This is a genomic window from Arsenophonus sp. PmNCSU2021_1 (assembly GCF_036919435.1).
Taxonomy (GTDB): domain Bacteria; phylum Pseudomonadota; class Gammaproteobacteria; order Enterobacterales; family Enterobacteriaceae; genus Arsenophonus; species Arsenophonus nilaparvatae.
In genome coordinates this window covers 319,811-341,680 of the sequence record NZ_JAZHPL010000010.1, presented here as the reverse complement: position 1 = coordinate 341,680, position 21,870 = coordinate 319,811, and the positions used below count along the sequence as shown (strand labels likewise).

Sequence of the window (21,870 nt, the reverse complement as noted above, 5' to 3'; positions counted from 1 at the left end):
GATCAAACCAAAAACTATTTAACCTTATGTCGACAAAGATTTCTTACTTCCGGTGAGATTTTGAGGTGGTGAGGTGTGAATTTTTGTTTAAAAACGCCTGTCTTTTCACCACGTCAGGCTCGGTGGTATCCTTATCACTCTTCAACTTATAAGGAATTTTTTATGTCTAAAAAATATGAAAAAATCGGATTTTATCCATACGACGCTCGTGCTTTGGCTGTTGAATATTTAAAACGCAGCGATAAAGAATTTACGCCGGAAGAATATATTAATGAGATTTTGAAATTTGAAGAAACTTACAAAATCTGTCTTGAAAAAATGAGTAATAATTCTTGTAACTTCCTCAATACTCTTAACGACGAAAAATAGACGTCATCCCTTCAACTATCGCCTCGGCGGTCGTTCTTGCTGCTTCGATGACCTCCGCTTTTTCGCACCGTTCTTTGACCAAATGTGTCACCACCTCAAAAATAGCGGGCTCCACTTTTTCGAACCATTTTATTATCCACGAGTTTCGCACAAAACTAATTTGGGTACGCTAATAAAACACGGATTTGCTCAGTAATAGCACTTTTGATTACGTCCCAATTTTGTTGATAAAGGGTTATTTTTTCAGATATACGACGTTTATGTTGTTCAAACCACGCAGAAATAGCGAGAAAAATATGATTTCTTTGCGCTCGGCTCGTGCGAGCCTGACAGCGTTCAATACCACAGTTTTGTTTAACTTCTCGATGATAAACTTCAACAGACCAACGGGCATCCATGATAGATTTGAGGTATTGACGGGTGGGATTCTCTTTGTTTGTTACTATGTAATCAATACGGCCGTTTTTGGCTGTAAATTTGAAAACGGTTACCCAACCATATCCTCGCAAGTGTATTGACGTTCCTTCTTCTGAGATGTCTAACTTGTTCAGTTGTTTGTTATGGTTAACAATCCTATTTTTCCTCAGCGTGGTTACCCAGATCCAACCATGAGAGCGAATTGATTTCAGGTTATCCAGGCTAGAATACCAAGCATCCATCACTACGACTTCTGGCATGATCCCTCTTTTTTTAGCAAGAGTGAGCATTTCGGAAAAGTGCGTGTTTTTTGTTTTTCCATCAGAATCTTTATCATAAATAAGATAATTGATAGGAATTGATTCAACCTTCGTCAGATCATGCCAAAGCAAATTAACTAAACCTATGCCAGCAATAACATCATGTTCATTACCTGAATATTGATAATGGACCATCTCTATTTTTTTACTACGTGTTTTGGCAATCAATGTATCATCGGCAATTAGTACGCAAGGGCTTTTTTTGTCTATAGAAGGTTCAACTAATCGCCATAGGTCTTTAGGTCTAAAACATCTACTTTTTAGCCATCGGCTAACAGTGTCATGAGATAAAGGCGATGGGCTTACTTCTGATAACGCTAAACCAGAGTATCTTAAACTGCTTACTTGTAAGAATGTTTTATAGATATCTTTAATACATGGATAACCCGACAAAATATGAACACCCTGATTTTTTCTTGTTTTTAAATTTATACTTCTTTTTTGGAGATTGCGAAACTCGTGTTATCCTGGAAGCCCTCAAGATATCTTTATGAAAATTTGTACCAATCGACTATTTATTCTCGAAATAATTCTTTATGAGCACCGGAAGAAATACTCAACTATATTTCAGCCTTTAATTGGTAAAGAAGCGCTTAACCACATGATTTTTATCCAAACCCGTTGGAAACCCGCAGAAATACGTAGCTTATCACTTGCGGATAGCTTATTTGTTATTGATGAAGAACTCCAAATTGACAAACTGCCAGAAGACGCAAAGTCATTTATCGAACAGTTTGAAATTCCTGAAAATCCGATTATGGCTTATTCGCTTTTAGAAGCGGACTGGGATCCCAAGGAAAACTCAGTTTATCTGATGTAAAGAAATTATTAGCACTCTCCAACATCCTTTCTACCTCTGATAGCTGCTTGCTCAAGGCAGCTTTTTCTCGTTTTAAATTATTGTAATGCGATAAGGCGGTTTTTTGCTCAGCCAACCAATCCTCAAGCTCTTCACTGCTTAAGTTTGGATTGAAAAAATAAGGTTTTTTATTCATGTTTGACCTCGTGTTTGTTATTGAATTTTCCGGCGGTAGCTTGACCAGTTGAAATTGAGCCAAATCCCATTGCTCATCATCATTCTGTCGATAACTCTATCGCCCAAGACTTGTCGAATTTGTTCACTGCTCAGATTCGTGAGCATGCCAAGCGTTTTTTTGTGGGAAGTTCGCCTATCAACCAGTTGATTTACAATAATCTTCGTGTTTTCGCTATGCTGATACTGAATACCTCACGAGTTTCGCACAGGCATATAAAATTCTAGAAATGGCTTAAAAGCAATGATCAATCTGCAAGTTACTAAAATACATGAATTTTCTTAAATTACAATAAGTTGTATTTGATTTATAAGGTTTTATCTATTTATATATTATGCTGAATTAAACTTAAAAATAGAGCGTTTTTTTATTGGTGCGAAACTCGTGTACCTATCTCGTCTAGAATCAACAAATCAACTTTGCAAAGTTCATCGAGTAGTTGTTGTTCGGTCACTTTTGTGTTTTTTTCGTAGGTTGCCCGAAAGCGCATCATCAAATCGGCTACAGTGATACACAATACGGAACGACCTTTGCTCATGAGATAATACCCTATCGATGCCGCAAGATGATTTTTGCCCGTTCCGCACCCACCACTGAAAACAAATCCGCCAAATCCTGTACCAAAACTCTTTGCAAATGCGACAGATTGATTCAACGCATTTTTCTGACCCACGTTGAAAATGCGATAGTTTTCAAATCGGCAATGTGCATGCAGTGGAGCAATACCCGAGCGACCAAATAGGTTTTCTATCCGATGTTGCTTGCGAAAAATGGTATCTTGCAAGCTGGCTTCCTCGGATATTTTTTGCATTTTGGCTAAATGTTCTTCCCAACTACACGCAATTGGCTTGATATTTTCGGGCATGATTTTTTGTAGCCGTTGAATAATATCCATAGTTTTGTTCCAAAAAAATTAACCGTTGATAACCACAAACCCCTCAGGATTGCTGGGACGAGTAGCTATTTCATTGATGAGACTGTTTCGCTGATAGTTTTTCTGCTCAAGCCAAGAAACCTCAAAGCCTTGCCAGTTTCTGAGCATACATTCAGCCAGTATGTCATCGGTTGCATAGCCCAATTTGTTGGCGGCATTAATTTTTTGCACAAGTCGGTTAAGTGCCGTTTCGGTCAGTTTGGCTTTTTTGTTTTTTCGATGCTCAAGATAATCTTGCCAAATGTTTTGACTTGGAGGCTGAAAAAATTTTGGGCGTTGGTCACTAATATTATTAGGTTCTATTTTATGACTGGTTCTATATGACAGATTCGGGTGACACTGTGTCACCATGAGGTTGTCGTTTTTGTTACCATCACTTGCCAAATTGTCACCATCATTTTTTAGTTTTTTCGTTTCTGGATTAGGTGCCAAAGATTGGCTATTATTTAATCGCAAAACATACTTGTTTGATTGATTATGGTGATGCCCATTTCGCTCTCTTTGAAAAACCTGAACGAGTCCTTGTTTTTCCAGTTCGGTAATATGCCGAATGACGGTTCTTTTTGAAATTTCACACTGCTTGGCAATAGATTCATACGAAGGCCAACAGATACCTTCATCATTAGCGTGGTCAGCAAGTTTAAGTAAAACGAGTTTTCGAGCGGGATTTCCTACTTGGGTATTCATGGCTTCTACCATTAGCAGCATACTCACTATCGCTATCCTCCAAAATTTTTTCAAAAAGAAGTTCGCCATCAAATTAATTGACGGTCATTTCACGTGTGATTTCCCTGATGTGGTTGAAAAAATGACAAAGAAAGGCTTTAATTTAAAAAGAGCACGTCAATATGCGCTTTCTGTTCGATGATTTTTTGTTTTTGCTGTTTTTTTTCGGTGATTCATGAACAGAGTGGCGTAAACTACTATCTTTCGTTGAAAATCCCGTAACTGCTGGCGTGGATTTTCGTGTCGCCAAAAGGCTTTTTTGAGCTTTTGGTTAAATTCACGTTCAGCGTCTTTTCTCTTTAAAATCTCTCCAAAACGTTCATAGTCTCTAGATTTCGCATTACTTTTTTTCTGCAAAAAAATAATTTCTACTGTTTTGCTCTGCTTTTTCAAAATGGTTCCTCCTCAAATGTCTTGTGTTGATACTTTTTGTATGAGTTATCCACGCATAGCACAGAAGTAAAAAACATCAAAACAGAACACTCAAACTTCTGTGTTCTGTCTTCCAGACACACTGGAAGAAAACCAAATTTTATAAAGAGCGAAAGCCGTACAAAAAACAGCTAAAAATCGACTTTTAAATTGTAACCAGAAATTTCACTATGTCAAATAGTTGATCAAAGTCAATAATTTAGATAAAAAATAAAACGATCAAAATCAATAGGTTGCGACTCAAAAAATAATCGTATTTTTTGGTGGGATGAGTTGAATTTTTCGCTAATTTAGCAATTTTTTGGCGCGTATATTCGGGTGCCGCTTTCTCCTATCAAAACGCCGTTGCCACCGATGACATCAAAGTGGTACATCAACCCTTTTTCGGTCATTTCGTGCTTTCTCAATTTCACGATTTTTAACGTTTCGTCGTTGTGAAAAACCGACATGCCAGCCTTTAAATGTCGAAAGGTTGTTCTGTATTTTTTTGGCTGAATCATGAGTATTTCCCCTTGTTTTCGAATGAAAAAATAGAAATATCAGAAATTTTTTGCTTTATTGAAAAAAAGGGAATATGCTTTGCCGATGCTACATATTCCCTTTTGGGTTTACCTGGTGTTGGCATGATGTCCAATTGCGAGTTGGACTATTAAAAACAAAATTTCAAACAAATATAGTTATTATTGTATTTCCCTGATATTGGCCAGTTTGCCAGCCAAAACTAACTCTCAAAGCCCCATTTATTCGGGGTTTTTCATTATAAAATTCACGTTATTTTTATTTAAAATAATCTAAAGTATCTTCTGTAAGAAATTTCACTGTAAAATAAAAAACATCAAATAAAAAAATTAAAAATTATAGATAGCAATATAAACCACTTATACTTATAAAAATTCAAATAAAAAAACGCAACTTCTTATTTTTCTATATTTATTACTATGAAATAAATAATGGGTAGGTAATTTAATTACTATTTAAGTATTTCTCTGGTGTTGAAATGAAATTTTTATTTTAATTATTCTTAATATGACTTAAGTATAGATAAATACATCTAATAGTATATACCATATTTTATGGGTATAAATTTAAGCTATAAGCTGTACACCTTTGCGAATAAAATTAGCAGGAATATATCTATCAAGTCCTGTATGTTTACAATATTCATTCAGTTGAATAACACTATGAACATCTGCTTTTTTATAGATATGCTTAAAATGCATTACCACCGTTTGTGTAGCAATATCTAACCTTCTGGCAATTTCCTTAGCACTCAGTCTTTGCTGAGCCCAAAATATAACTTCCAATTCTCTTTTGGTGAAAATGTCATTAGGGGCATCGATTTGTATCGTCTTTCTATTAAGTTTATTTATATAAAATAATAATGCTGGTGCATCAATACGCCTACCATGACTGACAATACCAATTAATTTATTTTCTCCGTCGTAAAGCGGTGTTCTTTCCAAATAATGCGGAACTAGAACACCTGTATTTCCTTTTCCGTAATGATGAATTGCTATAGAAGTTACTTTTTTATTTTCTTTAATTGCTTTTTGATCAGTTTTAATAAACTCTGGCCAGAGTTCTTCACATATCTCAGTTGGAACTTCTTTATCAGATTTTCCTTCCGGATTGAATTTTTTAGGAAATCTGAAAAATTCAAATGCAGGGTCATTTACAAAAATATATCTAGCTTCTAGGTCTTTTATAAGCCAATGGTCTGAACTTTTCCTGATAAAGGATATTAATGATTGAGGTGATGACACATATGATTGTATCTTGTCTCGACTATTGTTCATGTTTTTTACCTTCTAATTTTAAAATTAATTAGATAACTTAATAGTAAACTTACAATGGATATAAATGAAGGGAAATTTATGAATGTTTCCAAAGATGAATACGCATTTAGACGATTACCAAAAGAAAAGAAAACTAGTTTATTTAACGTGACAGTCGTCCGTATGGGTATGGCTACTTCCTTAGCTCAATTCATGTTGGGAGCGACATTAGGACATAGAATGACATTTATTGAAGCAATGATAGCTACTTTTTTAGGTAGTTTAGCTTTGACTTTTGTTAGTTTTGGTTTGGGTTATGCTGGCATGAAAGAAGGGGTATCCACTAGTATTTTAGCAAAATTTTGTGGGTTTGGAAAAATAGGGTCAATGTTAATAGGTGTTGTTATTTCTGTAAGTCTTTTAGGGTGGTTTGGTATTAATGTTTCCCTTATTTCTCAAGGTTTCGTTAATACAATTATTCCAAATGTTAATGTGATTTGGATTACCGTTATTACTGGTTTCTGTTTTTCTTTACTTGTTGCGTTTGGATTTAAAGCATTAAGTATTACAGCTAAGGTAGCAGTGCCTTTATTTTTGATGGTAATACTATTTGTTAGTTTAAATGAAATATTTTTAAAACCAATTAATAGTTTTAGTTTTTCACATCATAATGGTGAATTACTCTCTGTTGGTGATGGCGCTACAATGGTTGCCGGATTATTTATTATTTTCGCTTTATTAACGCCCGATATAAGTCGCTATTGTAAAAATGGTAAACATGTTTTTTGGATGATATTCAGTTCTATTATTATCGGTGAATTTTTTATTAATGGTATTGCTATATTAGTTGTTCATGCAGTAGGTACTGATGATGTAGTGAAAATAATGTTACATAGTGCGGGGTTTATTGGCATTCTTACCATTATTTTGTCTGCAATAAAGGTTAACGACATAAATCTTTATTCTTCATCTCTTCATATTTTAGGATTTTTAGAAACTCTCTCAAATCGAAAATTTAATTATGCAGCAATAACTGTTTCTTTGGGGTTATTCGGAACGTTGTTGGCATCATTGGGTATTTTAGAACATTTAGTTTCATTTCTATTGCTGCTTGGCGTCATTTTCCCTCCTATCGCTGGCGTAATGCTGGTTGATTACTACATTCTGAAAACGAGCAGAAAAATTCTAGACGAAACGAGAGAGAAAGGATTATTGCCGGATGACTCAGCTACGCCACTCATTGGCTGGTCTGCTATTTTTGCCTGTATTGTAGGTACACTTGTCGGCGTATTCTTCACATTCGGCATCCCTTCTTTGAATTCTATTCTTGCGGCTGGAGTGGCTTATTGGGTGTTGATGCAGTTTAAGCTGCGCTATACTTAAATTAAATTGCTGATATTAATCTTTTGAATCTCTTCTAGCTCTGTACGCCGGGTATTGGATATCTGGCGTTTTTTTCGCTATTAAATAGAATATCTCAACAAGTTCTCATATTTATCTCAACTTACCGGAATAAATTCATGTTTTCTCTTAAAGTTATCATTTAAGAGATTATATTGAGATTAATTTGAGAAAAAAGGTAATTTTAAACCTTAATCTACTATATAATTCTCAGTTTAAGACTTTAATTATCTCTTATTTTTCTCAAAGGTGACTCATGAAAATATATATCGATGATGGTTCGACAAATATCAAATTATCATGGAGTGAGGAAGGAATTCAGAAGCACTTCATTAGCCCAAATAGCTTTAAGCGTGATTGGTCAGTTTCTTTTGGTGACAGCAATAGTTCAAATTACACCATCAATGGCGAAATGTACTCTTTCGATGCGATAAGTCCTATTGCCGTTACGACAACCAATGTGGGTTATCAGTATAGCGATGTGAATGTGATTGCAGTGCATCATGCCTTACTCCAGTCAAAATTAACACCTCAAGATGTGGAAATCATCGTCTCTTTGCCGATTGCTGAATATTTCGATACCAAAAATCAGCCGAATTTTGCAAACATACAGAGAAAAAAAGACAATTTTAAAAAATCGGTTGAAGTTAAAGGTGGACGAGCTTTTAACATCATAAATGTTGAAGTAATGCCGGAATCAATCCCTGCTGGTTTTTCAATAGCAAAAGAGCTTGATGACCTAGACTCGCTTTTGATTGTGGATTTAGGTGGCACAACGCTGGATATAGCTCAAGTGATGGGAAAAATGAGGGGTGTATCAAAAATATACGGAAACTCTCATCTAGGTGTATCAATGATTACGCAATCTGTCAAAGAAGCACTTAGTTTGGCAAAAACCAATGGTAGCAACTATTTGGCGGATGATATTATCATCAACAGTCACGATATGAATTATCTAAAACGCCGTATCAACGATGCAAGCCAAATAAATCAGGTTCTTGCTGCACTCAAGGAATCAAGACATCGACTGATTAATCGTGTACTGGACGCTGTCAATACATTCAGTGGGTATACCCATGTGATGGTGATAGGTGGAGGTGCAGAAATTATCGCTGATGCAATTAAATCCCTCTGTGTAACGAGGGAAGACAGGTTTTTTAAAAGCGAAAATCCTCAGTTTGACTTGGTTAATGGCATGTTTTCTATAGGGTGAAATCGATATGGACACACGTAGAAAAATTCAATTTTATATCAATCCTGATAGACATAGCGCTGACAAGTACGTAGGTGAAGTATTGGAAAAAATGCCTCAGGGAGAGAGAGGTAAGTTTATGCCTGGAGCATTTTTATCCGGTGTGGCACTGTTCAAACAAGAGCCTAGATTAATTTACACGAGTTTCGCACGGGCATATAAAATTCTAGAAATGGCTTCAGAACAATAATTAATCTGTAACTTGCTAAGACGTATAAATTTACTTAAATTACAATAAGTTATTTTTAATTTATGAGATTTTTTCTATTTATATATTATGCTGAATTAAACTTAAAAATAGAGCGTTTTTTTATTGGTGCGAAACTCGTGATTTATATGCTCAGCGAGCTTTTGACAGATAAAACCACACTAGAAGAAATCACGACAGTGATGGAAACCGTGTTAAAAAACAAAATGTCTGATTTTAATGATGAGTATGTTGAATTGGAGCCATTGAATTCAATCGACGATTTGAGGGCATTTGAAACCCGAAAAAACGCCAAAAATATTTTTGGTAATTAGTGACGATTTGAAATTTTCAGATTAAGCGCCACACTAAACGAGTAGTTAGGATTTTTAGCTCAAACATGATTACATCTTTTTGCCAACTTTCGGGGTTGGCTTTTTTCTTTTCTGAAATCTGAAAACTAAAAAATTCATCAAACTCATTATGAGCGGCGATAAATTTTTGGCTGTACGAATTACGTTTTTATCGAGAAAGTTGCTCATAAATTGATTACAGGAGCTTTTAAAAGGTATTTTGACTCTTCTTTCTGTCTTCCTTTAGCACTTCAATGAAGACTTGTTCGAATTCGTCATTTTTGGGTAGGTCTTGTTTGAGGAGATATTTGCTGACGAAGAATTCTGGTTCAATACCGAGTCGCCTTGACCCTTCAAATCCGCGTTTGACCCAATCTAGGGGCAAAATGTGTTCGTGGGCTAATTCCTCAGCCCAATGCCAGTCAAACTGTTTGATTTCGTCTTCACGTAGAATGCGAATTGACTTTGCGTCGTAGGTCATGAATTACTTCACTGCCTCTTTGAGTCTTTGACCCGCTTTAAAACTCGGTACGTTTGCAGCAGCAATTTTAAGTGTCTCGCCCGTTTTTGGATTGCGTCCATCTCTAGCTGCTCGATGCTTAACTTGAAAGCTACCAAAGCCAATAAGTTGTACGTCATTTCCAGCCTTTAGCGCTTCTGTCACGGTTTCAATGAAAGCATTCAGCACCTTCTCTGAATCTTTTTTGGTTAAGTCGGCTTTTTCAGCAATTTGATTGATGAGTTCTGTTTTGTTCATGGTGTGCCTGAATTAATGGATACGTTAATCCTAGTGATGCTAGCTGGAGCAACTGAATAGTGCAATGTTTCGGGTTAATTAACTCAAAAAAATCTTTTTTATTAAAATCCCGCCGCTCGCCACAGTCTGTGACCGAGCGGAGCGAATGAGCAGACGAGGAAGCGGAATGTCATCTGTAGTCAAAAAGAAATTTGGTCACTCTGTAGTAACATATTTTTCGATTCAGGGTTTTTGTTAGAAACAAATTTATCCACAGGTGAATTGCGGTAAATAAAGGTATATTTTTAGGTAAAGGTCAAAAGAAGGTAAAGGGGTGGGACATTTTTTATTTTAAACAGAACGTTAGAGCAACAAATACCACCTAGTTTTTGCTAATATCACACCTTAAAGTTTACTGATACCCCACCTAGTTTTTACTAATATCAACATAGTCAACTAGTCTCTGCAGGTTACACAGGCTGTATCTTACTTTTTCATATTCTAGAGCAATTAAAAATGAATTTAAAAGCTATATTAGCCACCTTGACATGCCACCTTTTTATTTTATAATAGATGTTATGTTGTTATTATTAGGGTGGGATGAATGACATCCATAAAAAAATCGCATCACTTTATTTCAGCAAGAATGAGTCTTTCACCAAGAGAGCAAGATTTACTTAGTCTTATGATTTTAGGATTAAAAAAAGAAGCAGATAAAATAAAGTTCACAAAAGCTAATGAAAAAATACCAACTTCATTCATTTTTCATACAAACGAGTTATGTGAGCATTTCTCTATGACTAGACAGGGTTTATATAAAACCCTTGATGATGCAACTAGTTCAGTTATGGGACGATTTTCTGAGATTAAAAATGATGAAATTCAATCATTTGAAAAAGTATCATTATGCAGTTATGCAGAGTTTAAAAATGGAGTTTTAAGACTTTCTGTGACAGAAGAAGCTGCTCATTACATGCTTGATTATTCTAAAGGATTTGGTGAAATAGATCTTAAATTGTTGTTGTCTTTTAAAGGTGGCTACGAAAAAAGGATTTTAGAACTTATCAGTAGATTTAAGACTATAGATTATTCCACTTCCTTAAGCGAACTTTGCTTTATGTTAGGTACAGACTTTAGGAAGTTCAAAAGATTTGATGTATTCAAAAATACCGTATTAATTAAGCCTATAAAAAATATAGTAAAAAACTCTAATGGAGTTTGGAAAGTAAAAGAAGGTTTTAGATATGGATTTATTATTAGCAAAAAGGGCAGAAGTTATCAACCAGAAGATAAATTAACTTTTAAGATGGCTTGTTTTACACAGTCAGTTAACAAAGCTTCTGATGTAATAGAAAATAAAATTGATGAACGTTATAAGTTTGTTGATTATTTATCTGAAAAAATAGAAGCAAATGAGAGTTCGTCATCTGAAGCCTCAGTTTTCTTATCCTTAATTGATGAATTGAATATTATTTACAGTCCAAGTTTTATTGAAAAAGCAAAAAAGATAGCAGTCAGCAAATAAATACAGCGCTCTACGCCAGTGTTCCAGCACTAACGCAGAGCTAACCCTAAACCTACGATACTAGGAGTAAGGCTATGAAAAAGTCTACCTTCCGTGTGCTTGTCTGTGAAGCACCGAATTACACAATTAAGCAGTTTGTTGAAAAATCCCGCAATTTAACCCTACGTCAGCGTGCACGAATTCTGAATAGAGTTGGAGGTGGGGTATGAACTCTGATTTGAAATTATTCAGAAGATTAACCAAGCGTGAAAACGAGGTACTTCATTGGGTGAGTGCGGGCAAAACGTATTGGGAAATCTCAGTAATATTGGGAATCAAGGAAGGCACGGTCAAATTCCACATGGGCAACGTGGTACGTAAGCTGGATGTATGCAGCGCAAAACAGGCGATAAGAGCCAGTGTTGAGTTGGAATTTAGCAAAAGCGTTGGAGGTGCAGCATGAAATATACCTATACCCTCAATGGATTTCGGCGAACCTTTCAGGGGCGCCCTGATGTGCGTTTCACCTGTTGTCACTGTGGCAAACTTTCCTTAAATCTCGTGAGTTTTTTCTGGCGTGCAAGACTGGATAACCGCTCCTGCGTTTATCTTGAAGAAGCGTGTACTGAGTTTGTTGAAAAAATTAACCGTAAACAATTCAAGCTGCTTTTTTACAAACCCTCAACGATGAAAGCGTGTTCGAGTGCTTGCTGTCACTGCTTTGATGAGCAGCGAGAACAGGCATTACCCAAAGCCAGAGGCAGCATTTTACGGAGATTGGAACAACAGGCGAATAACCGCATAGAGGGGGCGAAATAATGAAATACTTCAAGGCAACCATCATCACAACCGTTGACCACGAGAAGGGCAAGACAACAAATTTCATCTATCTTGCGTCTGAGACAAAAATTGCCGCTAAAAAAAAGGCTTCTGGGCATATATTTAAAACTGACGGCGCAAATTGCTGTTTTTACAAATCGCCGCGATTGGAAGAAATCAGTGTTGATGAATATCTCGCTCATACCGAAAAACAGACGGATATTACCGAAGAACAGGAAATAGACCAGTTCTGCGCTTTGCTAACGATTTTTGGTGTTCAGGAAGAATACGACGAAGGCGAGATTCGAGACGCGGATGATTTGCTAGCCAATCCGTCAGAAGAGCCTGAGATTTTTGAGAAATATACTGAATTACGTGACGCGGTAACCTCAAAAATTGAGGAAACATACAAAACCATCTCTTTAAGCGAAATCAAGGGAATAGCGATTCAACTTTTTGATTGTGGAAAAGATAATCAGTTATTAACGCAATCAACAGAGTTATCCACTGAATCTGTCGTTATCCCTGTGGAAAACGTGGGAGAAGTCGAAAAAAGCGTGACGAATGTCGCACTTGAAGAATTGATTAATAATTGCACAGAAGAAAAAGAGCTAATGGGCTCAGTCATCAAAAACATTGACAATAACTCTATCTTCTCTGCTTTCCCACCCGTTAACGGGAAAATCATGAGCGGTGAAGGTATCACGCTTGAGATGTTGAACGGCTGTATTGATGCATTAAAATCAACAGAGAGCTTGATTGTTCGCCGTCTGTCAAACGGCACCTATCATGCGGCAAACGGCTATTCGAGTACGCAAATACGATTGGTTCAAAAGGCAAAAACAATAGCTGTCGTAAATTCAAACAAGGACGCTCCCTACAAAGAGACTAAAAACGGTGCATTTGTGATTGGTACGGCTGTACATGCCGCTATTCTTGAGCCGGAGCGCTTCGGTGAACAGTACACTTGTGCGCCAGATGTTGATTTGAGAGCAAAGGACGGCAGGCAAACATTGGCGGATTTTGAGGCGCAAGCCGTGGCCAAAAATCAAATCGTGCTCAAAAAAGACGACTTTGAGCAAGTTGAAATGATGCGAGATTCTGCACTGGCTTACCCCATGGTTGAGGAGTTGCTTGAAAACGGCGAACCAGAGGTTTCAATTTTCTATCGTACGGAAAAGGGAACACTCTTGAAAATCCGCCCTGATTTTTTCGGCATATATTCCGACAAACCCTCCTTGTTGGATGTGAAAACAACAGAAGATGTTTTTGATTTTGGCAATTCCGTTAACAAATATAGCTATCACATACAGGCGGAATTTTACCGTCTGGTTGCCTATTGGGTTTTTGGTCAAGCGATGACTTTCACTTTCTGCGCGATTGGAAAAAAACAGTTTGTGGGCGTTTTCCGGTGATACTTTGTGAGCCAGACGACGAAGATAGCGAACAGGGCGTATACGAAGTAAATCGGGTGATTGATATGCTAGAAAGTGTCATAGAAACCTACCCAATAGTCAAAATATCCCGTCCTTTCTGGGCAAAACAGGCGGACAGAAAACGCAGAGAAGCGTTGATGTTGGAAGGGGGTGTGTCATGAATACCGAATTACAAACGATGAATAACGTCTATACAAATCTACAATCGGTCATTATGCAGTAAGGAATCGCCGCCCTGTTACCTGCTCAGGTTACCCCTGAGCAGTTCACCCGAACCGCAGCTACCGCGTTGATTGAAAATGCGGAGTTGCAAAAAGCCGACAAGCAATCGCTGGTGCTCGCCTTAACCCGCTGCGCCAAAGACGGACTGATGCCTGACGGGAGAGAAGCAGCCTTGGTTGTTCGCAGTACCAAAGTGAATAATCAGTTTGTGAAAAAAGCCGTCTACATGCCGATGGTGGACGGCGTTATCAAATGTGCCTGTCAATCGGGTCAGGTCTCCAGTATTTTTGTTGATGTGGTTTATGAAGCCGATGAATTCAAACGTTGGGCGGATGAGCGAGGGAAACATTTCAAGCACATCCCGAACGACACAGAAGAGCGCATGCTACAAGAACCCTTGGCACTGTTGCCGCTGCCGAAAGTCATGCAAGCATTTCCTTTACCGATACATCAGACTCGCCCCATTCCTATCGAGAGCCTACAACATCCTTTGTCCGTCTATCAGTCGATTCTGGAGATGCCGATATGAGTCTTCAGTATGAACGCATCGAAAAATTCTGCCAGCAGCTTAAACTGGACAGACTAAGCACAGAGTGGCCAGCTGTAGCGCAAGGAACTGTCGACAAGAACGGCACACTCGCTGACTTTCTAGAGTCTGTTTTTCGACTCCAGTATGAAGGACTTACTGAACGTCGGCGTCAAACAATACTCCGTTTATCTGGGCTGCCAGTGATAAAGACGTTGGAGCAGTTTGATTACAAATATGCCAGCGGTGTTCCCCGTAACCAAATACAGGAACTGGCTGGACTGGCTTTTATTGAGCGCCAGGAGAATATCGTGTTGCCTAGGTCCGTCTGGTGTCGGTAAGACCCACCTTGCTACTGCCATCAGCTATAGGGCTGCGATGCAGGGATTAAGCATCCGTTTTCTAACTGCGGCGGACATGATGTTGCAGCTGCTTAGCTCTCATCGACAAGGTGACCTTAAAGGATATCTTACCCGAGTTATCAGTAAACCTAGACTATTGATTATCGATGAAGTTGGCTATTTACCTTTTGGCAAGGAAGAAGCAAACCTGTTCTTCCAGGTGGTGGCAAAGCGATATGAAGCGGGTAGTGTGCTCTTAACTAGTAATCTGTCTTTTGCTCAGTGGTCAAGTACATTTGGTGACGATGAGACGCTAACAGCGGCTATGCTGGATAGATTGCTGCACCATGCACATATTGTACAGATTAGTGGACAAAGTTATCGGTTAAAAGACAAGCTAAAAAGCGGTCAGCTACATAAAAAATTGAAACCGGAACTTAACGAGTAAATTAAAGGGGGTGGATCAGTTTTACTTTAGCAAAGTGGATCAGAATTCAGTTGGCATTGACATTTACATCAAGATGAGCGCTTGCCGGGGGTCCCATTCGCTGAGTTGCACACCAATCAAAAGCAAGCTCGCGACCATGACGTGCCTGCGGATCAAAAGGCAATACATCATCAGTTAACCATGTAGCCAACCGTTTAAGATCAACCGCTGTTATAGGGTGAAATCTCAAAAAAACACGGATAGTGCGTCTATGTCGCCTGCTCTGACGACCGTGAAAATAATACGAAACCAGTAGTCAGGTGTAACTTTTATCTGTGTTGCTAACCATTGAACGGCCTGTGGATCAATCTCATTGTGGTGTTCAGGGAAACGTCCATGAATATCAATGAATTTAAGTTGTGTGGCAAAACCCAAACGACCTTTATCTGTCATGCCAGGCAATAATGTGCTTTCTTCCGCAGTGAGTGTCCAAAAATCTCGAATGGTTTGATCATAGTATGAAGACACCAACTATCCCCTTGGACTGTTTTATATGGATGTATAATATCAGTATTGAGATAGGTTTTGGGAGATGAGCGGGTGATTTTTTCATGCGAGAAATTTGTTTAAAAATCAAATGGCCTCAAATTGTAGCTTCGCTTCCACTGGGCCAAATAGATTGAATTCCGCACAGAAATAAGATTTATCAATTTCATTAAGTTTTTTGAAGGACTACCTCACCGCCCGATGCCAGCTTGCCATACGCCAATTTTGCTGGGACGGCAAGCCTTCAAGTGGCTTTCTAGGCATATCCTCGCCACATGTGGCTCCGGTATTCCACGTTCCACTTGACGTCTAAGAATTTGAAAAGTAATTTAACATAAAATCAACAAATATTATTAAGCCGGGGTCTCCTCAGAAAACGGAACATAAAGCACGCTAAGCTAGTTGTAGTGGTCGTAGCGGCCTGAACTTACCTGCACCGATCTTGACACTATTGCGCCACAGGTAATCCCCTGTGAGGTTAATGTGCCCAGCCTAGCCGCGACAGATGTTGTAATAACTCATCATCGACGGTATACCCCTTGGCTCGTAATCCATTAGCCACCATTTCCAGATTGTAGTGGCCAAATTTAGTTGACCACTACAGTTCTTGAGGAAGTGGGCACTTGCGGCCTGCTTACCTAATCAATGGCAACTTTATACGAAGGAAAACAATTTTAGAGAGAAAAAGATTTAAATCACATTTAGCCTGACAGATACTGTATAAATAATCTGTAACTGTCAGATCTAGTCTGAACTACTACAAATATGCTTTCTTTAAATTTTATGCACTTAAGAAATCTGATTGACTAACTTGTCCTGCAATTTGAAGTTCAAAGTCGGGAGTATCGTCTATATCTTTTTTTAATAAGAAGTCACTTATATTGTTTTTTTCATCATATTTCAAAATAGCTTCTCCTGAATTATGTCGAAAAACATCTACAAAATGAATTTTTTCATTAGATAACTCTTGATTAATCAATGAGATATCAATTTTGTCAAATCCTGTCTTGAAATCCATAATTTTATCAGCTTTACCATATTCTGAATCTTTAATGCTCTTAAACACAAAAGTATTTGATTCTTCAGAAGGGGTTGAATTACGAGGATAAATAGGTTTTTCTAAATCATCTGAAGTATCAGGATAAATAGGTTTTTCTAAATCATTTGAAGTATCAGGATAAATGGGATTTGTAACGTTAGTTGGAATACATGGTCGAATTGGAACACATGGATTAATACAAGTAATATTTTGCATCCAAGGGTTATTTTGTATGCAATGATTAGTTTCCATCGAATTATTATTGGGACCGTAAATCTCAAGAAGGTCATTTGATAAATCTTGTTCTACACTAGTAATATTGATTTTTGGTTCTTCAATACTGTCAAACACTTTAAACTGTTCTTCCACATTTATGTTTTGCTCATTTTTAGAGCCATATAATTTTTGTAAAGCAATGCCATCCGCAATTTGTAATTTTTGTGGATGTTCAGAACTAGAAGGAGACATGATAGTATATTTATGTATATCGTTTATCTCGTGAGACATCTTTAGATCCGCTAATTGTAAAATATGACCAAATTGATGCATGATTTTTTTCAAACCGTTGTCATTAATATTAAGAAAATATTTACCATCATGGTATTCGTGTTCAATATAATGGTCGTCAGAGACGAAAACTATTTTCGCCTCTGAGGAGTTGTTAACAAGCTCAAGGGTAACATTCACAACTTGCCTGCATTCCTTTATAGCTTCTTTTATTATTTTTTCTTGTTTTTCAGATATACTGCCGATTTTTTCGTCAATTAAATATTTCAATTTAACTGGTTTATTATTTATTTGACTCATTTCTTTGGTTATCTTTTCCGCTATATATTCGGAAAACTCTAAATCAAAAGGATCTACTTCTATAGTATTTTCATGACTAAAAATATCCTTTTTTTCTTCAACTATTACTACTCTGGATTGTTCTTCTTTATCTGGCTTATGTATTTTAGAACCATATAGACTTTGTAAAGCGAGGAGATCAGCATCTTGTAGTTCTTGTTCATATTTAGAACTTAAAGGCGACATAATAGTGTATTTATGTACATCAGTTCTGTTTGAAGGCACAACCAGATCATTTAGTCCCATTACGTGACCTAACTGATGCGTAATACTTGTCGAGTTGTCATCACGAATATTAATGAAGTGCTGTCCATCTCGTTTTTCGTTATCAGTATTATAATTATAAGAACCAAAAATTATCTTTGCCTTTGATGGATTATCAACTAGTTCAAAAGTAATATCGGTAACTTTTGCGTACTTTTCAATAGATTCTTTTATAATTTTCTGCTTTTCAGATACATTTTCCAATTTTTCATCGAGGAAATAAGTTAATTTCATACCTCTAACAAATATATCTTCACCCATTTTATAAGAGGTTGTTGTAATATTATTTGCAACATATTCATTCATAGCCGCATTATATTTTTTCACACTATTGTCATACTCTAAATTATAATCGTTTTCTTCAGTGACCTTTTTGACTTGTTCTTCTACATTAAGGTCTTGTTTACTAATGTTAGAATCATACAGTGTTTTTAAAGCGAGGAGATCAGCATCTTGTAGTTCTTGTTCATATTTAGAACTTAAAGGCGACATAATAGTGTATTTATATACATCAGTTCTGTTTGAAGGTACAACCAGATCATTCAGTCCCATTACGTGACCTAACTGATGCATAATACTTGTCGAGTTGTCATCACGAATATTAATGAAGTGCTGTCCATCTCGTTTTTCGTTATCAGTATTATAATTATAAGAACCAAAAATTATCTTTGCCTTTGATGGATTATCAACTAGTTCAAAAGTAATATCGGTAACTTTTGCGTACTTTTCAATAGATTCTTTTATAATTTTCTGCTTTTCAGATACATTTTCCAATTTTTCATCGAGGAAATAAGTTAATTTCATACCTTTGATAAATTGTTCATTACTGCTTTTATCTTCTACTGTCATAATATTATTTGCAACATATTCATTCATAGCTGCATTATATTCTTTCGTGCGATTCTCATATTCTAATTTGCTATTTTCTGCTTCATTTTTTTCATATTTTCCCTCTAAATTAATGACTTGATTTTTAATATTTTTTCCACTTATTTTCTGTAAAGAACTCTGGTTTAACTGTTTTTTCTCAGGAGAATCGATATCTTCAAAATCTAATATTGAATTACTATTTATTTCTTCATATACTTTTTTTATGTCTTGAGTATTTTTGTTAGCTATTATCTTGTTATGATTATGTCTGACCCATAATTGGTCTTGTCCTTCGCCACCATAAATAACATCGTTACCCCTCCCCCCTTTTATAATATTATCTTCTTTATTGCCTACGATTAAATCGTTTCCTGATCCGCTAATTACATTCTCAATAACTGTTCCTTTAGCTATGCTAATATTTGATGTTAATCCACCTACATCAGAAAATGAGTTTTCATTCAAATTAATACGTTGGTCATCATCATAGCCCGACAAATCTAATGTATCATCGCCCCCAGCATCCCATATGCAGAAAATATTTTTTTGTTCTTTTTCTGTTATTGTATAAAATTTTCTGTTTGTATTTGAGTTAAATCCATAAATAGAGTCATCAATTCTAGTTTTAGTATTTGCTCCATGAGTTTTTTGTGCAGATGCAATGTCATCAAGAAGAGGTGCAGCACTATACAGACCGCCATGATTAGCCCCAGTCTCGGATGCATCAAAATAACTCATAACGGTATATTGTTTTGAACCTTCAGCATACTCGGCTTGTGAATCATAACTGTAATAGCTATTATAGTCGCCAGGATGTCTAAGACCTAATGCGTGCCCTAATTCATGGACTATGGCTTGTCGAGGATAATTTCCAATTGCGGGATTATGAGAATCACCATTAAGATTAACTAAAATATCAGAATGAGTATAATTATCTCTATATCTATAGTTAGTTATTGCATCATAACTTCGTCCTGAATACTGATTAGAAAAAGTAATATCAGATTCATCAACAGAATCAACTTTATTAAATTTAATATTAGCTACATCTTCCCATGATTGTAAACTTTCTTCTGCTTGTTTTTTTTGTAATGGGGTAAATGTTTTGTCTCCGCCAAAATTAGGAAAAGAATAGTTGATTACTAAAGGTTGGGTACTTTTATGCTGACTCTCCCAGGCGGTGTGATTATCAGCTTTAAGGTATTCCGCAGCTGTATCAACACTAAAAGATTTTTTCCCATTTTTAATTAATCCACTTCCCCGCATATTTGAATTAAGAAATTTATCAATTTCATCATTGGAGTTACTCTTTTTATTAAAAATATTATCCATAATTTTTCTCAGTAATTTATACTTGATTAACTCAATATGTAATAATGTGTTTTATTCATGAATTACGCAATGCTTCATATCTGTCCTTCCACAAAAATCGGTGCTCTTTATAGATAATGTTAGTTTTCACAGACGTGAGGATATTTTACAAGCCATATAAGGGGTCTGAAGCCCAATCGTACGAAAACGTACGTTAAGTACATTTTTTATACAATTGCGAATTATGGCCCCACACAAATATGACCGTCACAGCGGCCATTCATCCGTTTCTTCCGCTTGCTTCAGTGGTCTAAGTTGACCTTTTGTTACCTGCTCTACAAGCATGAATGTGTAGTGCCCCAGCATGTTTATATGCGCATGTCTCAGTGGCGAAAGTCTGGCTTCTTCCTCTTCATTGATGGTTTTACCTTCATTGCGCAAATGATCTAGCGCAGCTTGCATGTAGATGGTATTCCAGAGAACAACTGCATTGGTCACCAACCCCAGCGCACCCAGCTGATCCTCCTGCCCGTCCTGATAGCGTTTTCTGATTTCACCTTTTTGTCCATGACAGATGGCTCTGGCGACGGCGTGTCGGCTTTCTCCCCTGTTGAGTTGAGTCAGAATACGGCGGCGATAATCTTCATCATCAATATAGCACGAGTTTCGCACAAAACTAATTTGGGTACGCTAATAAAACACGGATTTGCTCAGTAATAGCACTTTTGATTACGTCCCAATTTTGTTGATAAAGGGTTATTTTTTCAGATATACGACGTTTATGTTGTTCAAACCACGCAGAAATAGCGAGAAAAATATGATTTCTTTGCGCTCGGCTCGTGCGAGCCTGACAGCGTTCAATACCACAGTTTTGTTTAACTTCTCGATGATAAACTTCAACAGACCAACGGGCATCCATGATAGATTTGACGTATTGACGGGTGGGATTCTCTTTGTTTGTTACTATGTAATCAATACGGCCGTTTTTGGCTGTAAATTTGAAAACGGTTACCCAACCATATCCTCGCAAGTGTATTGACATTCCTTCTTCTGAGATGTCTAACTTGTTCAGTTGTTTGTTATGGTTAACAATCCTATTTTTCCTCAGCGGGGTTACCCAGATCCAACCATGAGAGCGAATTGATTTCAGGTTATCCAGGCTAGAATACCAAGCATCCATCACTACGGCTTCTGGCATGATCCCTCTTTTTTTAGCAAGAGTGAGCATTTCGGAAAAGTGCGTGTTTTTTGTTTTTCCATCAGAATCTTTATCATAAATACGATAATTGATAGGAATTGATTCAACCTTCGTCAGATCATGCCAAAGCAAATTAACTAAACCTATGCCAGCAATAACATCATGTTCATTACCTGAATATTGATAATGGACCATCTCTATTTTTTTACTACGTGTTTTGGCAATCAATGTATCATCGGCAATTAGTACGCAAGGGCTTTTTTTGTCTATAGAAGGTTCAACTAATCGCCATAGGTCTTTAGGTCTAAAACATCTACTTTTTAGCCATCGGCTAACAGTGTCATGAGATAAAGGCGATGGGCTTACTTCTGATAACGCTAAACCAGAGTATCTTAAACTGCTTACTTGTAAGAATGTTTTATAGATATCTTTAATACATGGATAACCCGACAAAATATGAACACCCTGATTTTTTCTTGTTTTTAAATTTATACTTCTTTTTTGGAGATTGCGAAACTCGTGTATAGTTAAGTAAATACAACGTTTTATTTATTTTTCCCGCTTCTATAATCGCCTGCGTCAGAC

The 21,870-nt window shown here is 36.8% G+C and carries 23 protein-coding genes and 4 pseudogenes; 13 read left to right on the top strand and 14 right to left on the bottom strand.

Annotated features, from left to right (window positions below):
- The first annotated feature begins 162 nt into the window (after positions 1–162).
- The gene (locus V3224_RS24565) at positions 163–369 is read left to right on the top strand and encodes a hypothetical protein (protein WP_334472319.1); all 207 of its coding nucleotides are present in this window, start codon (positions 163–165) and stop codon (positions 367–369) included.
- On the opposite strand, the gene V3224_RS24560 is transcribed toward V3224_RS24565, so the two are convergent.
- Positions 353–520: a hypothetical protein gene (locus tag V3224_RS24560; protein ID WP_334472318.1), complete on the bottom strand. Its 168-nt coding sequence runs from the start codon at positions 518–520 to the stop codon at positions 353–355. The two genes, V3224_RS24565 and V3224_RS24560, sit on opposite strands and share 17 nt — an antisense overlap.
- Positions 521–524: 4 nt before the next feature.
- Entirely contained in the window at positions 525–1,499 is a 975-nt protein-coding gene (locus tag V3224_RS24555; protein ID WP_334472317.1) for an IS701 family transposase, read from the bottom strand.
- Positions 1,500–1,554: 55 nt separating this feature from the next.
- Here V3224_RS24555 and V3224_RS24550 point away from each other — a divergent pair, with 55 nt between their 5' ends.
- Positions 1,555–1,926, top strand: coding sequence for an ECs1072 family phage-associated protein (locus tag V3224_RS24550; RefSeq protein WP_334472316.1), 372 nt, complete (start codon positions 1,555–1,557; stop codon positions 1,924–1,926).
- Positions 1,927–2,507: 581 nt separating this feature from the next.
- Here V3224_RS24550 and V3224_RS24545 read toward each other — a convergent pair.
- From V3224_RS24545 to V3224_RS24525, 5 genes are all read right to left on the bottom strand, one after another.
- A complete protein-coding gene (locus V3224_RS24545) occupies positions 2,508–3,035 on the bottom strand; it encodes an ATP-binding protein (protein WP_334472315.1) in 528 nt (175 codons plus the stop codon).
- A gap of 18 nt (positions 3,036–3,053) precedes the next feature.
- Entirely contained in the window at positions 3,054–3,782 is a 729-nt protein-coding gene (locus V3224_RS24540) for a helix-turn-helix domain-containing protein (protein ID WP_334472341.1), read from the bottom strand.
- 135 nt (positions 3,783–3,917) lie between these two features.
- Positions 3,918–4,193, bottom strand: a complete 276-nt coding sequence (locus tag V3224_RS24535) for a hypothetical protein (protein WP_334472314.1) — start codon at positions 4,191–4,193, stop codon at positions 3,918–3,920.
- A 329-nt stretch (positions 4,194–4,522) separates the two neighbouring features.
- Entirely contained in the window at positions 4,523–4,732 is a 210-nt protein-coding gene (locus V3224_RS24530) for a hypothetical protein (protein WP_334472313.1), read from the bottom strand.
- Positions 4,733–5,317: 585 nt separating this feature from the next.
- Positions 5,318–6,028: a LuxR C-terminal-related transcriptional regulator gene (locus V3224_RS24525; protein ID WP_334472312.1), complete on the bottom strand. Its 711-nt coding sequence runs from the start codon at positions 6,026–6,028 to the stop codon at positions 5,318–5,320.
- 54 nt (positions 6,029–6,082) lie between these two features.
- On the opposite strand from V3224_RS24525, the gene V3224_RS24520 reads away from it, so the two are divergent.
- The 4 genes from V3224_RS24520 (at position 6,083) to V3224_RS24505 (ending at position 9,182) form a co-directional block, all read left to right on the top strand.
- Positions 6,083–7,390, top strand: a complete 1,308-nt coding sequence (locus V3224_RS24520) for a purine-cytosine permease family protein (protein WP_334472311.1) — start codon at positions 6,083–6,085, stop codon at positions 7,388–7,390.
- 274 nt (positions 7,391–7,664) lie between these two features.
- On the top strand, positions 7,665–8,621 hold the full coding sequence (locus tag V3224_RS24515) for a plasmid segregation protein ParM (RefSeq protein WP_334472310.1): 957 nt from the start codon (positions 7,665–7,667) through the stop codon (positions 8,619–8,621).
- A gap of 7 nt (positions 8,622–8,628) precedes the next feature.
- Complete coding sequence (locus V3224_RS24510; protein ID WP_334472309.1) at positions 8,629–8,850, top strand: plasmid partitioning/stability family protein; 222 nt, start codon at positions 8,629–8,631, stop codon at positions 8,848–8,850.
- A 137-nt stretch (positions 8,851–8,987) separates the two neighbouring features.
- On the top strand, positions 8,988–9,182 hold the full coding sequence (locus V3224_RS24505; RefSeq protein ID WP_334472308.1) for a hypothetical protein: 195 nt from the start codon (positions 8,988–8,990) through the stop codon (positions 9,180–9,182).
- A gap of 226 nt (positions 9,183–9,408) precedes the next feature.
- Here the strand turns inward: V3224_RS24505 and V3224_RS24500 are convergent, their stop codons facing one another.
- Together V3224_RS24500 and V3224_RS24495 are read right to left on the bottom strand one after the other, a co-directional pair.
- Positions 9,409–9,681 (bottom strand): hypothetical protein, encoded by a 273-nt coding sequence (locus tag V3224_RS24500; protein ID WP_334472307.1) that lies wholly within the window; start codon positions 9,679–9,681, stop codon positions 9,409–9,411.
- 3 nt (positions 9,682–9,684) lie between these two features.
- Positions 9,685–9,957 (bottom strand): HU family DNA-binding protein, encoded by a 273-nt coding sequence (locus tag V3224_RS24495; RefSeq protein WP_334472306.1) that lies wholly within the window; start codon positions 9,955–9,957, stop codon positions 9,685–9,687.
- Positions 9,958–10,540: 583 nt separating this feature from the next.
- Between V3224_RS24495 and V3224_RS24490 the strand changes: the two genes are divergently transcribed.
- The 7 genes and pseudogenes from V3224_RS24490 to istB all read left to right on the top strand — a co-directional run bounded on the left by V3224_RS24490 (position 10,541) and on the right by istB (position 15,232).
- Entirely contained in the window at positions 10,541–11,461 is a 921-nt protein-coding gene (locus tag V3224_RS24490; RefSeq protein WP_334472305.1) for a replication initiation protein, read from the top strand.
- A gap of 244 nt (positions 11,462–11,705) precedes the next feature.
- A pseudogene (locus V3224_RS24485) lies at positions 11,706–11,903 on the top strand (helix-turn-helix domain-containing protein); the annotation flags it as partial.
- On the top strand, positions 11,900–12,259 hold the full coding sequence (locus V3224_RS24480) for a hypothetical protein (RefSeq protein ID WP_334472304.1): 360 nt from the start codon (positions 11,900–11,902) through the stop codon (positions 12,257–12,259). The pseudogene V3224_RS24485 and the gene V3224_RS24480, both read left to right, overlap by 4 nt.
- Positions 12,259–13,674 (top strand): PD-(D/E)XK nuclease-like domain-containing protein, encoded by a 1,416-nt coding sequence (locus V3224_RS24475; RefSeq protein WP_334472303.1) that lies wholly within the window; start codon positions 12,259–12,261, stop codon positions 13,672–13,674. The genes V3224_RS24480 and V3224_RS24475 overlap by 1 nt, the downstream gene beginning before the upstream one ends.
- Entirely contained in the window at positions 13,671–13,856 is a 186-nt protein-coding gene (locus tag V3224_RS24470; protein ID WP_334472302.1) for a hypothetical protein, read from the top strand. Before V3224_RS24475 ends, V3224_RS24470 begins: the two co-directional genes overlap by 4 nt.
- A 65-nt stretch (positions 13,857–13,921) precedes the next feature.
- On the top strand, positions 13,922–14,446 hold the full coding sequence (locus tag V3224_RS24465; RefSeq protein ID WP_334472340.1) for a recombinase RecT: 525 nt from the start codon (positions 13,922–13,924) through the stop codon (positions 14,444–14,446).
- Positions 14,443–15,232 (top strand): annotated as a pseudogene (gene istB, locus V3224_RS24460) (IS21-like element helper ATPase IstB). The gene V3224_RS24465 and the pseudogene istB overlap by 4 nt, the downstream one beginning before the upstream one ends.
- A 225-nt stretch (positions 15,233–15,457) precedes the next feature.
- Here istB and V3224_RS24455 read toward each other — a convergent pair.
- The 5 genes and pseudogenes from V3224_RS24455 to V3224_RS24435 all read right to left on the bottom strand — a co-directional run bounded on the left by V3224_RS24455 (position 15,458) and on the right by V3224_RS24435 (position 21,738).
- Positions 15,458–15,739, bottom strand: coding sequence for a DUF4158 domain-containing protein (locus V3224_RS24455; protein WP_334472301.1), 282 nt, complete (start codon positions 15,737–15,739; stop codon positions 15,458–15,460).
- A gap of 411 nt (positions 15,740–16,150) precedes the next feature.
- Positions 16,151–16,328 (bottom strand): annotated as a pseudogene (locus V3224_RS24450) (Tn3 family transposase); the annotation flags it as partial.
- 210 nt (positions 16,329–16,538) lie between these two features.
- Entirely contained in the window at positions 16,539–20,108 is a 3,570-nt protein-coding gene (locus tag V3224_RS24445; protein ID WP_334472300.1) for a M10 family metallopeptidase C-terminal domain-containing protein, read from the bottom strand.
- A gap of 246 nt (positions 20,109–20,354) precedes the next feature.
- Positions 20,355–20,744: pseudogene (locus V3224_RS24440) on the bottom strand (Tn3 family transposase); the annotation flags it as partial.
- Between the two features lie 19 nt (positions 20,745–20,763).
- Positions 20,764–21,738 carry an IS701 family transposase gene (locus V3224_RS24435; protein WP_334472299.1) on the bottom strand — a complete coding sequence of 325 codons (975 nt, stop codon included), beginning with the start codon at positions 21,736–21,738 and terminating at the stop codon, positions 20,764–20,766.
- Positions 21,739–21,870: the final 132 nt, after the last annotated feature.

What these genes read in the sequence shown, in the direction of transcription:
- V3224_RS24445 (WP_334472300.1), bottom strand. Translation starts at nt 20,108, where the DNA reads ATGGATAATATTTTTAATAAAAAGAGTAACTCCAATGATGAAATTGAT.
- V3224_RS24495 (WP_334472306.1), bottom strand. Translation starts at nt 9,957, where the DNA reads ATGAACAAAACAGAACTCATCAATCAAATTGCTGAAAAAGCCGACTTA.
- V3224_RS24530 (WP_334472313.1), bottom strand. Translation starts at nt 4,732, where the DNA reads ATGATTCAGCCAAAAAAATACAGAACAACCTTTCGACATTTAAAGGCT.
- V3224_RS24565 (WP_334472319.1), top strand. Translation starts at nt 163, where the DNA reads ATGTCTAAAAAATATGAAAAAATCGGATTTTATCCATACGACGCTCGT.
- V3224_RS24515 (WP_334472310.1), top strand. Translation starts at nt 7,665, where the DNA reads ATGAAAATATATATCGATGATGGTTCGACAAATATCAAATTATCATGG.
- V3224_RS24540 (WP_334472341.1), bottom strand. Translation starts at nt 3,782, where the DNA reads ATGCTGCTAATGGTAGAAGCCATGAATACCCAAGTAGGAAATCCCGCT.
- V3224_RS24475 (WP_334472303.1), top strand. Translation starts at nt 12,259, where the DNA reads ATGAAATACTTCAAGGCAACCATCATCACAACCGTTGACCACGAGAAG.
- V3224_RS24480 (WP_334472304.1), top strand. Translation starts at nt 11,900, where the DNA reads ATGAAATATACCTATACCCTCAATGGATTTCGGCGAACCTTTCAGGGG.
- V3224_RS24500 (WP_334472307.1), bottom strand. Translation starts at nt 9,681, where the DNA reads ATGACCTACGACGCAAAGTCAATTCGCATTCTACGTGAAGACGAAATC.
- V3224_RS24510 (WP_334472309.1), top strand. Translation starts at nt 8,629, where the DNA reads ATGGACACACGTAGAAAAATTCAATTTTATATCAATCCTGATAGACAT.
- V3224_RS24490 (WP_334472305.1), top strand. Translation starts at nt 10,541, where the DNA reads ATGACATCCATAAAAAAATCGCATCACTTTATTTCAGCAAGAATGAGT.
- V3224_RS24520 (WP_334472311.1), top strand. Translation starts at nt 6,083, where the DNA reads ATGGATATAAATGAAGGGAAATTTATGAATGTTTCCAAAGATGAATAC.
- V3224_RS24545 (WP_334472315.1), bottom strand. Translation starts at nt 3,035, where the DNA reads ATGGATATTATTCAACGGCTACAAAAAATCATGCCCGAAAATATCAAG.
- V3224_RS24525 (WP_334472312.1), bottom strand. Translation starts at nt 6,028, where the DNA reads ATGAACAATAGTCGAGACAAGATACAATCATATGTGTCATCACCTCAA.